The 15,443-nt window shown below is 64.6% G+C and carries 27 protein-coding genes; 12 read left to right on the plus strand and 15 right to left on the minus strand.

Going from position 1 to position 15,443, the window contains the following annotated elements; all coding sequences use genetic code 11:
• The first annotated feature begins 44 nt into the window (after positions 1 to 44).
• From dapD to ASS64_RS13510, 5 genes are all read left to right on the plus strand, one after another.
• Positions 45 to 869, plus strand: coding sequence for a 2,3,4,5-tetrahydropyridine-2,6-dicarboxylate N-succinyltransferase (gene dapD / locus ASS64_RS13490; RefSeq protein WP_067695585.1), 825 nt, complete (start codon positions 45 to 47; stop codon positions 867 to 869).
• Between the two features lie 81 nt (positions 870 to 950).
• Positions 951 to 1,280 (plus strand): hypothetical protein, encoded by a 330-nt coding sequence (locus tag ASS64_RS13495; RefSeq protein WP_198147720.1) that lies wholly within the window; start codon positions 951 to 953, stop codon positions 1,278 to 1,280.
• A gap of 21 nt (positions 1,281 to 1,301) precedes the next feature.
• Positions 1,302 to 1,529 carry a DUF2945 domain-containing protein gene (locus ASS64_RS13500; protein ID WP_067695590.1) on the plus strand — a complete coding sequence of 76 codons (228 nt, stop codon included), beginning with the start codon at positions 1,302 to 1,304 and terminating at the stop codon, positions 1,527 to 1,529.
• 3 nt (positions 1,530 to 1,532) lie between these two features.
• On the plus strand, positions 1,533 to 1,727 hold the full coding sequence (locus tag ASS64_RS13505; RefSeq protein ID WP_067695592.1) for a DUF3008 family protein: 195 nt from the start codon (positions 1,533 to 1,535) through the stop codon (positions 1,725 to 1,727).
• A gap of 60 nt (positions 1,728 to 1,787) precedes the next feature.
• The gene (locus tag ASS64_RS13510; RefSeq protein ID WP_067695594.1) at positions 1,788 to 2,273 is read left to right on the plus strand and encodes a potassium channel family protein; all 486 of its coding nucleotides are present in this window, start codon (positions 1,788 to 1,790) and stop codon (positions 2,271 to 2,273) included.
• A gap of 3 nt (positions 2,274 to 2,276) precedes the next feature.
• On the opposite strand, the gene ASS64_RS13515 is transcribed toward ASS64_RS13510, so the two are convergent.
• Positions 2,277 to 3,554: a dipeptidase gene (locus tag ASS64_RS13515; RefSeq protein WP_067695597.1), complete on the minus strand. Its 1,278-nt coding sequence runs from the start codon at positions 3,552 to 3,554 to the stop codon at positions 2,277 to 2,279.
• A 67-nt stretch (positions 3,555 to 3,621) separates the two neighbouring features.
• Between ASS64_RS13515 and ASS64_RS16725 the strand changes: the two genes are divergently transcribed.
• From ASS64_RS16725 to ASS64_RS13530, 3 genes are read left to right on the plus strand one after another with little or no spacing between them, the layout of a single operon-like run.
• Positions 3,622 to 3,912 carry a DUF427 domain-containing protein gene (locus ASS64_RS16725; protein ID WP_157075196.1) on the plus strand — a complete coding sequence of 97 codons (291 nt, stop codon included), beginning with the start codon at positions 3,622 to 3,624 and terminating at the stop codon, positions 3,910 to 3,912.
• Positions 3,909 to 4,346, plus strand: coding sequence for a cupin domain-containing protein (locus tag ASS64_RS16730; RefSeq protein WP_067695600.1), 438 nt, complete (start codon positions 3,909 to 3,911; stop codon positions 4,344 to 4,346). The genes ASS64_RS16725 and ASS64_RS16730 overlap by 4 nt, the downstream gene beginning before the upstream one ends.
• Positions 4,343 to 4,741, plus strand: a complete 399-nt coding sequence (locus tag ASS64_RS13530; protein WP_067695603.1) for a DoxX family protein — start codon at positions 4,343 to 4,345, stop codon at positions 4,739 to 4,741. The genes ASS64_RS16730 and ASS64_RS13530 overlap by 4 nt, the downstream gene beginning before the upstream one ends.
• Before the next feature lie 7 nt (positions 4,742 to 4,748).
• Here the strand turns inward: ASS64_RS13530 and ASS64_RS13535 are convergent, their stop codons facing one another.
• Together ASS64_RS13535 and ASS64_RS13540 are read right to left on the minus strand one after the other, a co-directional pair.
• Complete coding sequence (locus ASS64_RS13535; RefSeq protein WP_067695606.1) at positions 4,749 to 5,000, minus strand: SWIB/MDM2 domain-containing protein; 252 nt, start codon at positions 4,998 to 5,000, stop codon at positions 4,749 to 4,751.
• A gap of 25 nt (positions 5,001 to 5,025) precedes the next feature.
• Entirely contained in the window at positions 5,026 to 5,610 is a 585-nt protein-coding gene (locus ASS64_RS13540; protein ID WP_083508374.1) for a YbhB/YbcL family Raf kinase inhibitor-like protein, read from the minus strand.
• 254 nt (positions 5,611 to 5,864) lie between these two features.
• On the opposite strand from ASS64_RS13540, the gene ASS64_RS13545 reads away from it, so the two are divergent.
• The gene (locus ASS64_RS13545) at positions 5,865 to 7,271 is read left to right on the plus strand and encodes a S41 family peptidase (protein WP_369815376.1); all 1,407 of its coding nucleotides are present in this window, start codon (positions 5,865 to 5,867) and stop codon (positions 7,269 to 7,271) included.
• Positions 7,268 to 7,606 (plus strand): DUF962 domain-containing protein, encoded by a 339-nt coding sequence (locus tag ASS64_RS13550; protein WP_067695612.1) that lies wholly within the window; start codon positions 7,268 to 7,270, stop codon positions 7,604 to 7,606. The genes ASS64_RS13545 and ASS64_RS13550 overlap by 4 nt, the downstream gene beginning before the upstream one ends.
• Here the strand turns inward: ASS64_RS13550 and ASS64_RS13555 are convergent.
• The 5 genes from ASS64_RS13555 to ASS64_RS13575 are packed head-to-tail and all read right to left on the minus strand — an operon-like array spanning position 7,603 to position 10,170.
• Complete coding sequence (locus ASS64_RS13555) at positions 7,603 to 8,055, minus strand: DUF3429 domain-containing protein (RefSeq protein WP_067695615.1); 453 nt, start codon at positions 8,053 to 8,055, stop codon at positions 7,603 to 7,605. The genes ASS64_RS13550 and ASS64_RS13555 overlap by 4 nt on opposite strands.
• Positions 8,048 to 8,401 carry a hypothetical protein gene (locus ASS64_RS13560; protein ID WP_067695618.1) on the minus strand — a complete coding sequence of 118 codons (354 nt, stop codon included), beginning with the start codon at positions 8,399 to 8,401 and terminating at the stop codon, positions 8,048 to 8,050. Before ASS64_RS13560 ends, ASS64_RS13555 begins: the two co-directional genes overlap by 8 nt.
• The gene (locus tag ASS64_RS13565; protein ID WP_067695620.1) at positions 8,401 to 8,838 is read right to left on the minus strand and encodes a COG3650 family protein; all 438 of its coding nucleotides are present in this window, start codon (positions 8,836 to 8,838) and stop codon (positions 8,401 to 8,403) included. The genes ASS64_RS13560 and ASS64_RS13565 overlap by 1 nt, the downstream gene beginning before the upstream one ends.
• The gene (locus ASS64_RS13570) at positions 8,835 to 9,752 is read right to left on the minus strand and encodes an alpha/beta hydrolase (RefSeq protein WP_067695623.1); all 918 of its coding nucleotides are present in this window, start codon (positions 9,750 to 9,752) and stop codon (positions 8,835 to 8,837) included. The genes ASS64_RS13565 and ASS64_RS13570 overlap by 4 nt, the downstream gene beginning before the upstream one ends.
• Before the next feature lie 13 nt (positions 9,753 to 9,765).
• A complete protein-coding gene (locus tag ASS64_RS13575) occupies positions 9,766 to 10,170 on the minus strand; it encodes a GFA family protein (protein ID WP_067695625.1) in 405 nt (134 codons plus the stop codon).
• Positions 10,171 to 10,348: 178 nt separating this feature from the next.
• Between ASS64_RS13575 and ASS64_RS13580 the strand changes: the two genes are divergently transcribed.
• A complete protein-coding gene (locus ASS64_RS13580; protein ID WP_067695628.1) occupies positions 10,349 to 10,891 on the plus strand; it encodes a hypothetical protein in 543 nt (180 codons plus the stop codon).
• Between the two features lie 89 nt (positions 10,892 to 10,980).
• Here ASS64_RS13580 and ASS64_RS13585 read toward each other — a convergent pair whose 3' ends face one another.
• The 4 genes from ASS64_RS13585 to ASS64_RS13600 all read right to left on the minus strand — a co-directional run bounded on the left by ASS64_RS13585 (position 10,981) and on the right by ASS64_RS13600 (position 13,570).
• Positions 10,981 to 11,562: a fasciclin domain-containing protein gene (locus tag ASS64_RS13585; protein WP_067695630.1), complete on the minus strand. Its 582-nt coding sequence runs from the start codon at positions 11,560 to 11,562 to the stop codon at positions 10,981 to 10,983.
• A gap of 192 nt (positions 11,563 to 11,754) precedes the next feature.
• Positions 11,755 to 12,099 carry an HPF/RaiA family ribosome-associated protein gene (locus ASS64_RS13590; protein WP_067695633.1) on the minus strand — a complete coding sequence of 115 codons (345 nt, stop codon included), beginning with the start codon at positions 12,097 to 12,099 and terminating at the stop codon, positions 11,755 to 11,757.
• A gap of 197 nt (positions 12,100 to 12,296) precedes the next feature.
• Entirely contained in the window at positions 12,297 to 12,782 is a 486-nt protein-coding gene (locus ASS64_RS13595; protein WP_067695636.1) for a RidA family protein, read from the minus strand.
• 104 nt (positions 12,783 to 12,886) lie between these two features.
• Positions 12,887 to 13,570: a hypothetical protein gene (locus ASS64_RS13600; RefSeq protein WP_067695639.1), complete on the minus strand. Its 684-nt coding sequence runs from the start codon at positions 13,568 to 13,570 to the stop codon at positions 12,887 to 12,889.
• An 86-nt stretch (positions 13,571 to 13,656) separates the two neighbouring features.
• Here ASS64_RS13600 and ASS64_RS13605 point away from each other — a divergent pair, with 86 nt between their 5' ends.
• Entirely contained in the window at positions 13,657 to 14,109 is a 453-nt protein-coding gene (locus ASS64_RS13605; protein WP_067695642.1) for a YaiI/YqxD family protein, read from the plus strand.
• On the opposite strand, the gene ASS64_RS13610 is transcribed toward ASS64_RS13605, so the two are convergent.
• The 3 genes from ASS64_RS13610 to ASS64_RS16735 form a co-directional block, all read right to left on the minus strand.
• A complete protein-coding gene (locus ASS64_RS13610; protein ID WP_067695645.1) occupies positions 14,106 to 14,495 on the minus strand; it encodes a type II toxin-antitoxin system death-on-curing family toxin in 390 nt (129 codons plus the stop codon). The genes ASS64_RS13605 and ASS64_RS13610 overlap by 4 nt on opposite strands.
• A gap of 136 nt (positions 14,496 to 14,631) precedes the next feature.
• Positions 14,632 to 14,859, minus strand: a complete 228-nt coding sequence (locus tag ASS64_RS13615; protein ID WP_067695648.1) for an AbrB/MazE/SpoVT family DNA-binding domain-containing protein — start codon at positions 14,857 to 14,859, stop codon at positions 14,632 to 14,634.
• A 23-nt stretch (positions 14,860 to 14,882) separates the two neighbouring features.
• Positions 14,883 to 15,323: a hypothetical protein gene (locus ASS64_RS16735; protein ID WP_157075197.1), complete on the minus strand. Its 441-nt coding sequence runs from the start codon at positions 15,321 to 15,323 to the stop codon at positions 14,883 to 14,885.
• Positions 15,324 to 15,443 lie beyond the last annotated feature (120 nt).

Consider the following 15,443-nt stretch of genomic DNA (forward strand, 5'->3'; position numbering starts at 1 on the left):
GGGGCCTGCTAACGAGCGCTCCGGAATTGCAAACGGAGACCAGCATGAGCGCCGACCTCGAAAATCGCATCACCGCCGCGTGGGACGACCGCGCCAATGTCACGCCGCAAAGCGCGGATGTGCGCGAGGCGGTCGAGGCGGCGCTGGCCATGCTCGACAGCGGAGAGGGCCGCGTCGCCGAGCCCGACGGCCAGGGCGGCTGGACGGTCAATCAGTGGCTCAAGAAAGCGGTGCTGCTCAGCTTCCGCCTCAACGACAACCGCGTGATGGAAGGCGGCAGCGCCGGCCACCCGGCCTTCGACAAGGTGCCGAGCAAGTTCGCCGGCTGGGACGATGCCCGCTTCCGCCAGGCAGGCTTCCGCGTCGTGCCCGGCGCGATCGCGCGCGAGGGCGCCTATATCGCGCCCGGCTGCGTGCTGATGCCCAGCTTCGTCAACATTGGGGCCTATGTCGGCAAGGGCACGATGGTCGACACCTGGGCCAGCATCGGCAGCTGCGCGCAGATCGGCGAGAATTGCCATATCTCGGCAGGGGCGGGCATCGGCGGCGTGCTCGAACCCATGCAGGCCAATCCGACCATCATCGGCGACAATTGCTTCATCGGCGCGCGCAGCGAGATTGTCGAGGGCGTGATCGTCGGTGAAGGCTGCGTCGTGGCCATGGGCGTCTTCATCACCCAGTCGACCAAGATCGTCTACCGCGATACGGGCGAGGTCATCCGTGGCCATATCCCGCCCTATTCGGTGGTGGTGCCCGGATCACTGCCCGGCAAGGATGGCGGTCCCGGCCTCGCCTGTGCGGTCATCGTGAAGACGGTCGATGCGCAGACTCGGGAGAAAACAGCGATCAATGACCTCCTGCGCGACTGAGCGCACAGGAACATTCGCAACAGCGGAGCGTAAATCCTCCTAGAACGAGTGGGATCGCAAAATTTCAGGGAGTACCAATTCGTGCACAAGCAAGGCGACGAAATTCATGTAACCGATACCGAGGCGAGCGGCGGCTCGAAGGAAGGCGTCGTGCGCTGGGTGCTGGCCGGCGGCCTGCTGCTGGCCGTAATCCTGATGTCGATCGTCTGGATCGTTCCCGCGCTCACCACTGGAGACGTGGAAGAAGAGGGCACCGTCAGCGGCCAGATATCGTCGATGGAGGAAGAGGGCGACACCACCGACAGCATCGTCGGCGTACCGAGCGAAACCGATCTCGGCGACGATCAGGTCGCCGCACCCGAGGGGGATCAGACCGAATTCGAGAACGGCATCGAGGTCATCGAGAACTGAGCAAGCCGGAGAGAGGTCGCCATGAGCAATTCGAACAGTTTCCAGACCGACCAGTACGTCCAGTGGGAATGGGGCAACGGCAAGGGCAAGGGCCAGATCAAGGAGCGTTTCGAACGCGAGGTCACCCGTACCCTGCAGGGCACCGAGGTCACCAAGGATGGCGACAAGGACAATCCCGCCTACCTCATCAAGCAGGATGACGGCGACGAGGTGCTCAAGCGCGGTAGCGAGCTGGAAGCGCAGGACTGAGCCATGGCCAAGGCTAAAAGCAAGGCGCAGCAACAGGCGGCCGGCGCCGCATTGGCGGCCAAGCGTGGCGAGAGCGACGCCGGTGATCTTCAAGGCGCGTCGAGGCAGATGTACGACAGCATGAGCGAGGACGAACTCGAGGAAATGGCCTCGACCGACCGCTCGGGCCTTCCCGAACAAGCCGATCAGAGCGACTGATCGCTTGGTCCGGGGCCGGTCCTGTGACGCCGTTGGCGAAGGGCCGACACTGGAGGGGCCGTGACGAACAGCCTGCCGGACGACGCGCAGGTCATCAGCGCGACGTTCAACGAACAATTGCTGATCGGCGCGGCGATGATCGCGGTTTGCGTGGTCATCCACGGGATGGGCCTGTTCACCATCCAGCGCGTGCTGTCGGGTGAGCGGATGAGCAAGCGTTTCGAGAAGCTGCGCCCGTTATCCGTCACCGGCGCCGGCTTCACGCTGATCGCAGTGTTCGCGATCATTTTCATCCATTTCGTCGAGATCTGGCTGTTCGCCTTCCTCTACGATTATCTCGGCGCGCTACACTCCTTCAGCGAGGCATTGTATTTTTCGACGATCAGCTATGCGACGATCGGCTATTCGGACGCGTCGATCCACCAGGAATGGCGCATGGTCGCCGCCCTCGAAGGCGTTGTCGGAATTATCTTGCTGGGCTGGTCGACTGCCTTCTTCGTTCGCATCCTCGGACGGCTCGAAGGCGATGACGGAAAGCGCCGTTAGTACCTAGCCTTCTTCGTCGCGCGGCTCGCCAACCGCATATTCGATCGGCGTCATGTCCGCAGCACTTGCGGCGTAGGCTTCTGCTGCGCGCATGACGCGCATCATGTTGCGCGCGGCAATCTTTTCGAGATCCTCCTGCGAATAGCCGCGCTCGGCAAGCTCTAAGAACAGCGCCGGATAGCCGGTAACGTCCTCCATCCCGACCGGTCCCGTAGGCATGCCGTCATAGTCCCCGCCGATCCCGATGGCATCGATACCCGCGACGTCGCGGATATGATCGATATGGTCGGCCATGTCCGAAATGGTCGAAACCGGCGGACGGTTTTCGGCATCCCATTTCGCCAATTGCGCTTCGACCGTATCGGGCAGGCCGGAATACAGGGCCTCGAGGCGAGCCTTTTCCGCCGCGCGGTCGGCCGCGTGCTGGCGCAGATCCTCGGTGATGAACCACGGCAGCGCGACCACCATCACGATCCCGCCGTTTTCGGGCAGGCGGGCGAGCACGCTGTCGGGCACGTTGCGCAGATGGCCGGTGACCGCGCGCGCGCCCGAATGGCTGAAAATCACCGGCGCCCGCGCCACATCGAGCGCATCGTGCATCGCGGCTTCGCTCACATGGCTGAGATCGACCAGCATGCCGATCCGGTTCATTTCGCGGACCACGTCCATGCCGAAAGCGTTGAGTCCGTCATGCTTGGGCGCGTCGGTCGCGCTGTCGGCCCAGCTCAGCGTCTTGCCATGCGTCAGCGTCATGTAGCGCGCGCCGAGGTCGTACATCTGGCGTAGCACGGCGAGGCTTGAACCGATCGAATGGCCGCCTTCCATGCCCAGCAGCGAAGCGATCCGGCCCGCCCCCATCGCTTCCTCGACCTCGTCGGCGGTCAGCGCCAGCTGGAGGTCGTTCGGATAGCGCGCGATCAGCCGCTTGGTGACATCGATCTGTTCGACGGTAGCCTGAACTGCCTCAGCCTCGGGCAGGCTGGGGCTGACATAGACCGACCACCACTGCGCCCCGACCTTGCCCTGGCGCAAACGGAAGATGTCCGAATGCATGGCATTGCGCCCATCGCGCGCGGTGTCGAGCGTGTCGCGGAAATCGAATTCGGTGATCCGGTTGCCGAAACGCGCGCGCAGCTGGATCGGCACGTCATTGTGGCCGTCCCACACTGGCGCCGCTTCGAGGGCCGCGGCGGCCGTTTCCTCTGCCGAGCTTTGCGCCGACACCGGTCCGGCAGTCGCAAGAGCGGTCGTGGCGGCAGCAGCAAGCAGGAAATGGCGCATGTTCAGGAACCCCTTGTCATCTTGCGGGCTGTCCTAGCAAAGAGGATCGGCAAGGAAAGGCCCCAATATGACCATGACCGCCCGCTGGAATGGCGAGACGCTGGCGCGCAGCGACGACACGGTCGTCGTGGAAGGCAATCACTACTTCCCCGCGGGCGACGTCGCGCGCGGCGTGCTGGTGCCGAGCGAGACCACCAGCCACTGCCCGTGGAAGGGCACCGCAAATTACTATTCGATCAATGCCGGCGGCGAAATGAACACCGATGCGGCCTGGTACTATCCCGAACCGAAGGAGGCGGCGGCCGATATCAGGGACCGCATCGCGTTCTGGAAAGGCGTCGAGGTGGTCGAGGAGTGACTTCGGCCACGACAATCATCGAAAAGCTCGGTCTGTCGCCACACCCCGAGGGCGGCTGGTACCGCGAGACCTGGCGGGTGCCGGCCCCCAATGGCGAACGAGCAAGCGCGACGGCGATCCATTTCCTCCTAGAGGACGGCCAGAATTCGCACTGGCACCGGGTCGATGCCGCCGAAATCTGGCTGTGGCATGCCGGAAACCCGCTCGAGCTGTCGCTTGCGAAAAGCGATGACGGCCCCATCGAAACCGTTCTGCTCGGCCCCGATGTGACCGGCGGACAGGTGGTCCAGCATGTCATTCCGCCGCACTGGTGGCAGGCCGCCCGACCAACCGAAGGCAAGGCAGGTTACGCGCTCATGTCCTGCATCGTCTCGCCGGGGTTCGAATTCTCCGGTTTCGAACTGGCCGCAGCAGACTGGCACCCGGGCGCATGATCCGCGCCGGGCTGCGCTGGTTGCTCGGCCTGTTCTATGCCCTGGCAGGATCTATCCACCTTGCCGAACCCGCACCTTTCCTGACCATCATGCCCGGCTGGGTGCCTGCTCCCGAAGCGGTTGTCTTCTGGACCGGCGTTGCAGAACTGCTGGGCGCGGCGGCGCTGGTACAATGGGCCAGTCTGCCGCTGCGCCGCGCGGGCGCCATCGGCCTGGCGCTCTACGCCGTCTGCGTGTTTCCGGCGAACATCCATCATTTCGCGCTCGACATGGCGCAGCCCGATGGCGGGCTCGGTCTCGGCTATCACATACCGAGGATGTTTGCGCAGCCGCTTATCGTCTGGCTGGCGCTGTGGACCGGCGGCGTAACGGACTGGCCGCTGCGCCGCCGGTGACCGCAGATCAGCTCATGTGCTTCGAGACGGCACCCGTCATCTTGAACATGGAGATCTGTTCCATGCCGATCACGCCACCCAGCGTGTCGTCGGGATTGATCATGCGCTTGTCGTTGGAATCCTGCAGGCCCTTGGCCTTGATGTAATCCCACACTTTCGAGGTCACCTGCGCACGGGTCATCGGACCCTTGCCGACCACGTTTTCGAGCTGCGGCGACAGGTTCACCGGCTTCTGCAGTGCATTGTTCTTGCCAGCCATGACTAATCCTTTCCTTGGCTATGCTTCATTCTACGTCGCCCAGATCGTCGACATCCAGTTCCTCGACCTCATGGCCTTCGAACCTGGCTGTCAGAACTGCGGCGGCGGTCACGTGTCCGTCCAGATTGCGGACGAGTTCCTCATGCGTCGCGCCCGGCATCAGTGTGAGCGGGAGGTCGATCGCAAAAAGCTGGAAAACGTAGCGGTGTTCTTCGCCCAGCGGCGGGTCGGGCAGTAGCCATTCGGAATTGCCCTGCGCGTTCTTGCCGGTGCGCGGCGGGGTCTCGCCTTCCATCAGCTTGCCCTTCTGCGGCGCGAGGCCCCAGACGGTCCAGTGGACGTGACCCTTGTCCGCATCTTCTGCCACCAACACCAGTTCCTGCGCACCGGGAGGGGGCGCAGTCCATTCGAGCGGCGGGGCCACCGCGTCTTCCTCGATCGCGGTAAAGGAGGGATCGAGCTCGCCGTCATGGCGGAACGCCGCGCTGGTCAGCGTGAGGCCACCGCGGCCGAGCACACGCTCGTCGGCGACCTTTTCCAGGGTCAGCGTATGTCCGACGGGGTTTCCGCCGACTGCCTTTTGAACCCAGGGCGCAACGCCGCTTGCCATGAATACTCCTCCAGATCGACGCTCATTGCTGCATTTGGCCAACCTTTAAGGCATAGCTCGGGGTCACAAACCATCCCGCCGGACCGAATTTGCACCGTTTTTAAGGGAAAGCGGGTCTTTGGGGCGCCTGTGCGGACCCTTGCCCGCCCCCGATTAAGCCGCCATGGGATCATTATCGCCTCGCTTACGGGGCATCGGACATATCGTACGGGAGTAATCGCATGGGGCTGGGTCGCACCATTCTAACCACAACATTGGCAATTTCGCTCGCTGCCTGCGGGGGCGGGGGCGGCTCGGGCGGTGGCAACACAGCTGGCGGCGGTAGCGGTGCCGGCACTGGCGGGGGCGGAGGCGGCACGGCCAACACCTGCTCGCTCGGCAGCCGTCAGGACTGGGTGCTCTCCCAGATCGATGAATGGTACCTTTTCCCCAACCTGATCGACCAGACCGTCAACAAGGCGAATTTCACCACGGTCCAGGACTATATCAACGCGCTGGTCGCACCGGCGCGCGCGCAGGATCGCGATCGCTTCTTCACCTATATCACCTCGATCCAGGAAGAAAACGAACTGATCAACAGCGGCTCCAGCGCAGGCTTCGGCGTCCGGCTGAGCTACAACCAGTCCGAAGGCAGGGTCTTTGTGGTCGAGGCCTTCGAGAATGCCCCCGCCTTCGCCCAGAATATCGACCGCGGCAGCGAGATCCTCGCCATCGACGGGGAACTGGTCAGTACACTTATGGCATCGGGCGGGCCGCAGGCGGTGGTCAATGCGCTCGGCCCCAACAATCCCGGCGTGACCCGCAATCTGCGTGTCCGTCAAGCCGACGGCAGCGAAATCACAGTCGACGTAACCAAGGCCGAGTACGCGCTCGATCCGATTTCCGACCGCTACGGCGCGAAGATCCTCGACAATGGCGGCACCAAGGTCGGCTATGTCAATTTGCGCACCTTCATCGTCGACGATGCCAAGCGGCAGTTGCGCGATGCCTTCACCGTGTTCCGCAACGAAGGGGTGACCCAGATCATTCTCGACTTCCGCTACAATGGCGGCGGACTGGTCTCGGTGGCAGAGGTTCTGGGCGATCTGCTGGCAGCCGACAAGGTCGGCCAGATTTTCAGCAAGACCGTCTACCGCGATTCGAAGAGTGCCTTCGACGAATCCCGCCTGTTCGCATCGGAGCAGCAGGCCATCGCGGCGACGAAGATCGCCGTGATCGGCACAAATGGCACGGCTTCGGCGAGCGAACTGGTGGCCAATGCCTTCATCCCCTTCCTCGGCAACAACATCGCGCTGGTCGGATCGGACACCTTCGGCAAGCCCGTGGGCCAGATCGCCCGCGACCGATCCGCCTGCGACGATCGCCTGCGCGTGGTCGCCTTCCGCTCCGTCAATGCCGACGATCAGGGCGACTATTACAGCGGTCTGGCCGATGTCATGCCGCAAACCTGCGCCGCCTCCGACGAGATTCTCAAACCGCTCGGCGATCCAAGCGAGGCCTCGGTCGCTGCGGCGCTCGATTTCCTCGCCGGACGCAGTTGCAACGCCATCGGCGCGGCTCCTGCGACGCCTGCAACTGCGAGCGAGGAACCGGAACAGCGCGAATTGCTGATGCCGGACGCGCCCAGCCCGGCGCAACTCGAAATTCCGGGACTGCAATGACGGACCGACGCTACTCGACCTTTGCCGAGTTCTGGCCCTTCTACCTGCGCGAGCATTCGCGGCCCGGCACGCGGGCGCTGCATTACATCGGCACCACGCTGGTCGTGGCATTGGCCGTGACCGCCATAGTGGCGGAAGAATGGTTGTTGCTCGCGGCACTCCCGCTGGCGGGCTATTTCTTCGCCTGGATCGCGCATTTCGGGCATGAGAAAAACCGTCCGGCGACCTTCACCTATCCGCTGTGGAGCCTTCGAGCGGATTTCCGCATGTGGTGGCTGTGGCTGACCGGGCGGCTCGGTCCCGAACTCGACGCGGCGGGGGTCGAGAAACGCTAGGCCAGCGCGGCGGCGACCGTCGCGAGGCCGAGACCGACCGATAGCGGCACGCGCAGCGCCATCCACCAGCGCGGCGCCAGCGCGCCCAACCTGGCATCGACACCCAGGCTCACCAACAGCGCCCCGCCGAGCATGACCAACGACGGTTCGGGCCACTGCCAGCCCAGCACCCAGGGCAAGAAGCAGGCCAGCGCGACCAGGCTCGGCGTAACGGCGGCGATCCACACCCAGCCCAGCGTATGGCGTCGCTCGGCAGCCGGGGCGGCGGCGGCGATCCCCCACCACATGCCGCCAAGGAAGGACAGAATCAGCGCGGCATAGGCGAAAGCGATTGCCTGTGCCGGATCGCGCCATTCCGCAGGGCCGGCATAGAGCACTGCGACGCAGGCGATCTGCGGCAGCAGGCCAGCCAGCCCAAGCAGGCGCGGCAGGGTCGGAACGCTACCCAAGTTTGCGCCCCCGCAACAGGAAAGCGGCGAAGCCGAGTGCAAAGGCCAGATCCCCTGCGACGATAGCACCCACGCCCGGGTCACCGCTCTCACCCCAGCTGGGAGGGCCGAGCATCAGCACGACCATCACCTTGCCGAGGATTCCGGCGATCAGCACGGGCGCAAACCGCTTCGGCTGGCGTGCGACCAGAGCATAGACTATGCCGAAGCAGAAGATCAGCACTCCGCCGATCGCCTCGGCCGAACCCCACTCCGCATCGAGGAATGCGCCGAGGCCGATTACGAGGTTGTAGGCCGCAGCAAGCCAGAAGAAGATGCGCCAGCCGATAGGGGTACGGTCGGCCATTACGGCGTGTCCGGGCCGCTGAAGGGCTGGCTTTCGGTCCAGGCGCAGCCCAGGCGCTGCTCGCCCCCGACAAGCAGTGTGGCAGTATAGGGATAGCTGCGGTCGCTCATCCCGTCGGAGCATTCTCCCGGTGTGATGGTCAGATCGAAACCCGCGCCGTCGAGCTGACCGCTGATGCCGAGGCCGTTGTTCCCGGCAAAACGCTGTACCGCGAACTCGCGACCGTCGGGATTCTCGGGCGTGGAATAGGTCGCCATGCCGCCGCCTGCCGCGCCGCCCCAGAAAGGCTCGGTGCCGGTGTAGTGCACGACCTCGGCCTCGGCGATCTCGGTGAAAGTCGATTCCTGCAGCGATCCGGGGCCCGGATCGTCACCGCGGTCACCGCAGCTGCCGAGAGCCAGCGCTCCCAAGCAAAGATAGAACCTACTGTGCTTCACGCCGCGCTCCTGTATTTGCGGATGAAGTCGACCGTCTCGCCGCGCGCCCGTTTTCCCTCGGGCACGGGCAGCAGCATCCAGACGTGGAACATGTCCTCATACTCGCGATAAATGTGTTCGGGCATCCCCTCATCGCCCAGCCGCTCGGCAAGCCGGCGGCCGTCCACCAGCAGGATATCCGAAGTGCCGGAGAAGATCGCCATCGGCGGCAGGCCCTCCAGTTCGCCGAACAGCGGGCTGACGCGAGGATCGTCGATGGACAGGTCGCCGCGATACATTTCGCCGCAGGCCTCCAGCCCGCTGACCGCCAGCATCCGGTCGCGCTTCTCGATCGCGCGTTGACCCTCGGCGGTCGCGGTCGCATCGAGCCAGGGCGAATAAAGCACCAGGCTGCCCGGCATCGCCGCGCCTTCCGATTTCAACAGTTGTGCCAGCGCCAGGCTCATTCCGCCGCCCGCGCTGTCGCCCATCACGGTGATGTTCTTCGCCCCGTAGCGATCCGCCAGTTCATGATAGAGCGAGCGCATAGCCGCCAGCACATCCTCGGCCTTGTTTTCCGGCGCGAGCGGATAGATCGGCACCGTCGCCGATGCTTCCAGCCGCTCGCACAGATCGGCCACCGTGTCCCAATGCACCGCGGCGATGTCCATCACATAGCCGCCACCATGCAGGTAGAGCAGATGCGGCGCATCCGGCCGTGCCCCGCCCTTGGGCTCGATCGTCACCACCGGAAAGCCGCGGCTGGCAAATTCGCGAATGGCAAAGCGCTTGTGCCACTTCGCGCGCGGGCGGATCGGCTTTTGTGCCCGCAGCTTTGCAATCCTCTCGTCGAACTTGTCCGGCTCGGAAAAGAAGCGCTTGATGCCGAGCAGCGGCAGTGCGAAATTGACGAGGCGGGCGCGGATGCTGGCCATTCCCCTTGCTCCTTCAGCCGGGATTGGTGTCGAAAGCGGGAATATCGCCCGTCTCGACCCAGCATTGCTTGCTGCGCGTCCAGATATGCGCCGACGGCGTGAATTGCGTAGTATCGTCCAGCGTGCCTGCCTTGATCCACAGCATCTGCGGCGACACCTCGGCCCTGGTGAACAGAGGCGAACCACAGGTGTTGCAGAACTGCCTTTCGACAGACCGACCGCTTTCCCCACTGTCGCGATAGCGCGCGGGATCGCCGGTAATCTCGACCTGCCCTTCCGGCGCGCCGATGATGGTCGAAAATGCACTGCCCGACTGCTTCTGGCAATGCGTGCAATGGCACACCATGGTCGCCGCCGGCTCCCCTTCGAATGCATAGCGGATTTCCCCGCAAAGGCATCCGCCAGTTTGTCCGCTCATCTCTTCCCCTCCCGAAAACAATGGCGAGACTACCCTTCCAAATCCCTGTGTCCAGCGGGCAGGCGGCGGATTGGATGCAGTTCGGCCCGCATCGTCGAGGGCCACTGTGTCCGCGAGCCGGCAGGGCTTTGGAACACGCCGGGGCCGATCGGCGTTGGGAAGGTGGAAACCCGTCGTCATGAATATGCCTCGCCTCGATCCACGCCTTTGCGCCGCCGCCCTCGTGCTTGCCGTGGTAACGGCCGGCGCGCTGAGCGGCTCGGCGATCGGCTCCACCCCCATGCTTCAGCGCAGCGCGGCGAGCCATATCCCCGAGGCCCCACCCAACGCCGGCGTCGGCGATTTCAAGCTCGACCCGCGCAAGCGGCCACCCGATCATTACCCGCTCGTCACCCCGACCGGCACCATTCCGGTGGCCGCGCTGGCGTCGCATGGGCGTTTGCGCGACAGGCGAGGCGGTTGGGGGGACCGGCCCGATGCCATCCCGCTGGCGGCGACCTACGCGGATGAATTGGCCGAGGACGAGGTAGATCGCCTGGCCAGATGGCAACCCGCGCCGCGCCGGACGGTGCCGGTGGCCGTCCGAATTTCACCGCCGCGCGTTACCGTGGCACGCGGTGCAGAGCGTGGCGAGCAGAGCTATGCGGCGAGCCCGGCGCCGGAGGTCCAATCCGATACCGCCGTCCGGCAGCAAGATCCGGCTAACCCTTCGCCCTCCTAGCCGGCCGGCAGCCGATAGGCCCGCTGAAGCGAGGAAGGCGGCCCCGAAAGAGGCCGCCTTCCGATTTTCGCTCCGATTTCCAACGAAGCTTATTGCGGCATCAACACCGTATCGATCACGTGGATCACGCCATTCGAGGCGGCGACGTCGGTCGCGGTGACGGTGGAGGTGCCACCCGCGGCGTCGGTCAGCACGACATTGCCGTCGACCACAGTGGCGGTCAGCGTGCCGCCGTTTACGGTGGTGATGGTATAGCCTTCCTCACCCGCATCGGTGATCGCCTGGGTCAGCGTGGCGGCGTCCACATTGCCCTCGACCACGTGGTAGGTGAGGATATTGCCGAGCGTTTCGGTATCGTTGGTGGTCAACTCGGTCAGCGTCGCCTCGGGGATCTTGGCGAAAGCATCGTTGGTCGGCGCGAAGACGGTGAACGGGCCGTCGCCCGACAGCGTTTCGCCCAGCTCTGCGGCAGTAACCGCGCTGACGAGCGTCGAGAAGGTCTCGTCGCCCTGCGCGACTTCGACGATGGTGCCGGTTTCGGCTTCGGCATTGGCCATCTGGTCGGCCGCAGCGGCGGTATCGTCATAGCCGTCGTTTTCCGCCGGGGCTTCGGCGCAGGCGGCGATCGCCAGCGATGCGGCAGAGGCGAGCGCAATGGTAAGCTTGTTCATATCGGGTCCCTTTTGTCGGTAAATTCAAGCATTTCCTCAGCCGGCCCACCCGGCTGGTGCTTCAAGATACGAACGCAGAGCGGCTGCGGATGTTTCGAATTTGGGCAAGATTGTGTCGAAGCGGGGCTGAGGCGCGGCGAAGCGTGCCGACATCCGGGCGAGCGGTGCGCGCGATGCCCCGTCTCGCCGCTTCTACATCACCTTGTCGGGCCGCGCATCGTGCTTGTGCTTCGATTCCTTGCCGAAGTTCCGCTCGAGCCGCTGGGCCAGCGTATTGGCCGCCTTGCGCGCGGCATCGTCGACCTTGGCGGCGTGCGCGGTGACGCCGATGGGATTGCCCGAACGCGGGCGCGCCTCGATCGTGCAGACTTTGTCGTCCGCCCCGCCCTTGCGCCCGTTCTCGTCGCGCACATGGATCTCGACCCGGGTCAGCCGCTCCTCGAACCGCGCCAGCTTGTCGCGCACAGCCGCCTCGATGCGCTCCGCGACGTTTTCGGTGCCCATGACGGAGTGATCGGAATTGAACTGGACCTGCATTGGCGAAGCTCCTCTCGGTGATGGTTCTGACTGTTTCCGAGATGGGGTCGAAACCCCTTCTGTCCAGCAGAATCGGACGCATCGTCGACCGATTTGCGCACGCCGTCTCAAGGCGGGCCTCCGCCAGGCGGGAGGCGCGACTGCCGGTCGGGCGAGCGCAGGACGAGCCCTCGCATTCGCGCAGCGAGACCGGGCGCCTATCCCGGCGATACGCGCGCGGTGATCTTGATCTCCACCTCGCCCTCGGGCGCGAACAGGCGGTCGATATCGATCGCGGTCCAGGCGGGGAACGGCGCCTTCACATAGCGGTTCTTGACCGCCGCCAGCGCGGGCATCGAGGCGTCGATATCGACATGGTAGGTGGCGATGTCGATCACGTCGTCCCAGCTCGACCCGGCGCGTTCGAGCACACTGCCGAGATACTGGAAGCTGCGGTCATAGGCCTCTTCGCGGGTCATCCCCTCGGGCGCGGGGCCGAGGATCACGCCCGAGAGATAGACCGTGTCGCCGTGGATCACCGCTTCGGAAAAGCCGAATTCCTCCATCATCGCGAGCCCGGGCCCGCCTTCGGGCATCAGGGTGCGCTTTTCGCCCGCCGCATGATCGTCGGCCAGCGCGGGTGCGGCACTCGCCAGCGGCGCGGCGAGCAAGGCGGCGGCAAGGAAGGGCTGGAAGGCATGCATGGCGGTGATCCTCTCGGGCAATCGGGATATTGCGCGGACGCGCTCTAGCATGAATGCGGGGAGCGCGCGAAACGCCGATACCGCGTGACGAAGGTGACACCGCGTCACCTTTCATCCTCGCCATCAAACTCCTGTAATGCCTCGATCAATTCCTCGTCCGACCAGCCGGACGGACAGTGGCCCAAGGCGCCTTTATGCGTGTGCGCGGCGCTGCCATGCGCGCGCAGCGCCTCCAGCTCGCCCGGATCGTCGGGCCCCGGCGCGCCGGTCTCCACCTTCTCGCCCGCCGCGATCCGCCCGAGCAGCCGCTCGAAATCGCGCGCATGCCGCTCGGCGCCCGGCCCCAGCCGCCCGAAGGCCGGATTGCCGCCCAGCGTGAACCGGCCGAGCAGCGCGACGGTCAGCCGCTCGTCATAGCGGCGATAGCTGTCCACCTTTTCCCCCTGGAAATAGACCGGCACCTCCACCCCGTTGAGCGCGCGTTCGAGCGCGGCATGCGCGAGCACGTCGTAGGAGTGGTGGAAGGCGACCTCCCAGGCGAGATCGAACGCCCTGCCCTTCAATCGCGAGCGCAGGCGATAGGCCGACTGACGCGACATACCGACCGACTTCGCCGCCTCGGTCACCGAATGCGTGGCGGAGAGCGCGCGCAGGAAGCGCACCTGTCTTGCGAGCGACCAGCCGTCGTGACGGGTGGCGGGCGCGGTGTCGGAGGGAGTGTCGGAGAGTGCGTCGGAGGGCTCGGGAGTGGCGGGAGCGGCGGGCGGGATGGGGCTGTGGCGGGTCATCGTGCAGGATAAGGCACAAAACGGGGGGTGTAGGAAAGTTTACCTGCCGTTTACCTGCCCCGGCCGCCTGCGCTAGCGAGGCGCGCATGAGCGCGCCCACCATCCTCGTCGATGCCGATGCCTGCCCGGTAAAGGAAGAAATCTACCGCGTCGCCGAGCGCTACGAGGCGCAGGTCCGCGTGGTCAGCAACAGCGCCTTCCGCGTGCCGGTGAGCGAGTGGGTGAAGCGCGTGGTGGTCTCCGACGGCTTCGATGCCGCCGACGACTGGATCGCGGAGAATGCGGACGAACGCAGCGTGGTGATCACTGCCGACATATTGCTCGCCGAGCGCTGCCTCAAGGCAGGCGCGCGCGTGCTGAAACACGACGGCCGCGAATTCGACGCCGCCAGCATCGGCAGCGCCGTGGCCACCCGCGCGATCATGGAAGACCTGCGCGCCGGGATGGACGGCATGGGCTGCGGCCCACCACCGTTCAGCAAGGCGGACCGGTCGAACTTCCTGCAGGCGCTGGACCGGGTGCTGGTGAGGATGCGCTAGGTCGCGACGATATGCTGGCGGAACCAGTCGGCGAGTTCGTCTTCGGACAATTCGCCGGCGGCAAGGGCGACGAAGGCGACAACCAGTTCGGCGTCGGTGGCATCGAGCGTGTGGCCATTGAGCATCAGGAAGGTTTCGCTCACCACCGCAGCGGTGCGCTTGTTGCCATCGACGAAAGGATGGTTGCGCGCGATCCCATAGGCGTAGGCTGCGGCCAAAGCCGCCGCGTCGGGCTCGCCATACTCGGCGAGGTTGCGCGGGCGCGTCATGGCGCTGTCGAGCATTCCGGCATCGCGAATGCCGTCACCCCCGCCATGCTCGGCCAGTTGCTCGGCATGCGCAGCGAGCGCCACTTCGGTGACGATCCAGGTCCAGAGCGCGGGCATCAAGCCCCCTCTTCTTTCGAGGAGGGGGTTGGGAGTGGTGGCGACCCCCTATCCGTCATGCCAGCGAAAGCTGGCATCTCTGGCGTCAGGCAAAACCGATAGCGATCCCAGCTTTCGCTGGGATGACGTCCACAAATCACTTCGCCAGCTCGCGCAGCGCGCGCTTGCGCTCGGCCATGACCTTGCGCGCCGCCGCCATCTGCTCCTCGAAATCCGGCTCCCCGCCGACGAGCTCGATCCCGTTGGGCTTGAGCACCAGCGTCAGCTCGTCCCCCACCTTCCGGTCGAGATGCGCCAGCACCTCCTTGGGCAGGACGATCCCAGCGGAATTGCCGATTTTTGTGATCTTGAGCGGCTTGTTCATACTGGTGTTATAACGCGAAGCGCCTAGGCCAGCAAGCGATTGCGCTTCTTGATACGCCGTAAGAACCTCTGCCTACTCCACCATCGCTTTAACCTTCGCAATCCCCGATAATGCGTCCAGCGTTCACCTATACGAAGTTCGCGCTTCACATCTTCAATTTCCATCGGATGAAAGCGGCCAAAACTGTCTTCCAGCACGAACAAACGCCACGGATCGAAGTGGACTTTCTCGTCATTCGGATCAGTTTGGTTCCGCTCTAAGGCCTCGACACCCAGTGGATGGATTGTCACGCACTCCCCCGGTTCGATTTTCACGGGAAATCGGCGATCCTCCGCACCTAGCGCTGCTGCAGGTTCGTCATGGATACCCATCGAATAGGCACTTGTTTCACCAAGAGCACGAAAGCGAACAAGAATGAGAGGGCGATATCCCACATTGCAAATCAAAATTCGAATGCGCATCATATCCCCGAAGTGAGGAACGTCTCGAAATGTCACGCGGTCAACGTAAAATGTGAGGCGAGGCCTATCTCTCCATGTTCGCCAGATTTCCCGGGAAAACGCCAGAAGTGCGAGGACGGTTGC

This window comes from Erythrobacter sp. AP23, from assembly GCF_001542855.1.
Lineage (GTDB): Bacteria > Pseudomonadota > Alphaproteobacteria > Sphingomonadales > Sphingomonadaceae > Qipengyuania.

Coding starts and splice junctions, on each gene's coding strand:
- ASS64_RS13550 (WP_067695612.1), top strand. CDS start 7,268: ATGACGGACCGACGCTACTCGACCTTTGCCGAGTTCTGGCCCTTCTAC.
- ASS64_RS16725 (WP_157075196.1), top strand. CDS start 3,622: ATGACCATGACCGCCCGCTGGAATGGCGAGACGCTGGCGCGCAGCGAC.
- ASS64_RS13515 (WP_067695597.1), bottom strand. CDS start 3,554: ATGCGCCATTTCCTGCTTGCTGCTGCCGCCACGACCGCTCTTGCGACT.
- dapD (WP_067695585.1), top strand. CDS start 45: ATGAGCGCCGACCTCGAAAATCGCATCACCGCCGCGTGGGACGACCGC.
- ASS64_RS13610 (WP_067695645.1), bottom strand. CDS start 14,495: ATGCCCGCGCTCTGGACCTGGATCGTCACCGAAGTGGCGCTCGCTGCG.
- ASS64_RS13615 (WP_067695648.1), bottom strand. CDS start 14,859: ATGAACAAGCCGCTCAAGATCACAAAAATCGGCAATTCCGCTGGGATC.
- ASS64_RS13580 (WP_067695628.1), top strand. CDS start 10,349: ATGAATATGCCTCGCCTCGATCCACGCCTTTGCGCCGCCGCCCTCGTG.
- ASS64_RS13585 (WP_067695630.1), bottom strand. CDS start 11,562: ATGAACAAGCTTACCATTGCGCTCGCCTCTGCCGCATCGCTGGCGATC.
- ASS64_RS13575 (WP_067695625.1), bottom strand. CDS start 10,170: ATGAGCGGACAAACTGGCGGATGCCTTTGCGGGGAAATCCGCTATGCA.
- ASS64_RS13500 (WP_067695590.1), top strand. CDS start 1,302: ATGAGCAATTCGAACAGTTTCCAGACCGACCAGTACGTCCAGTGGGAA.
- ASS64_RS13600 (WP_067695639.1), bottom strand. CDS start 13,570: ATGACCCGCCACAGCCCCATCCCGCCCGCCGCTCCCGCCACTCCCGAG.
- ASS64_RS13570 (WP_067695623.1), bottom strand. CDS start 9,752: ATGGCCAGCATCCGCGCCCGCCTCGTCAATTTCGCACTGCCGCTGCTC.
- ASS64_RS13605 (WP_067695642.1), top strand. CDS start 13,657: ATGAGCGCGCCCACCATCCTCGTCGATGCCGATGCCTGCCCGGTAAAG.
- ASS64_RS13505 (WP_067695592.1), top strand. CDS start 1,533: ATGGCCAAGGCTAAAAGCAAGGCGCAGCAACAGGCGGCCGGCGCCGCA.
- ASS64_RS13595 (WP_067695636.1), bottom strand. CDS start 12,782: ATGCATGCCTTCCAGCCCTTCCTTGCCGCCGCCTTGCTCGCCGCGCCG.
- ASS64_RS13530 (WP_067695603.1), top strand. CDS start 4,343: ATGATCCGCGCCGGGCTGCGCTGGTTGCTCGGCCTGTTCTATGCCCTG.
- ASS64_RS13560 (WP_067695618.1), bottom strand. CDS start 8,401: ATGGCCGACCGTACCCCTATCGGCTGGCGCATCTTCTTCTGGCTTGCT.
- ASS64_RS13540 (WP_083508374.1), bottom strand. CDS start 5,610: ATGGCAAGCGGCGTTGCGCCCTGGGTTCAAAAGGCAGTCGGCGGAAAC.
- ASS64_RS16735 (WP_157075197.1), bottom strand. CDS start 15,323: ATGATGCGCATTCGAATTTTGATTTGCAATGTGGGATATCGCCCTCTC.
- ASS64_RS13535 (WP_067695606.1), bottom strand. CDS start 5,000: ATGGCTGGCAAGAACAATGCACTGCAGAAGCCGGTGAACCTGTCGCCG.
- ASS64_RS13590 (WP_067695633.1), bottom strand. CDS start 12,099: ATGCAGGTCCAGTTCAATTCCGATCACTCCGTCATGGGCACCGAAAAC.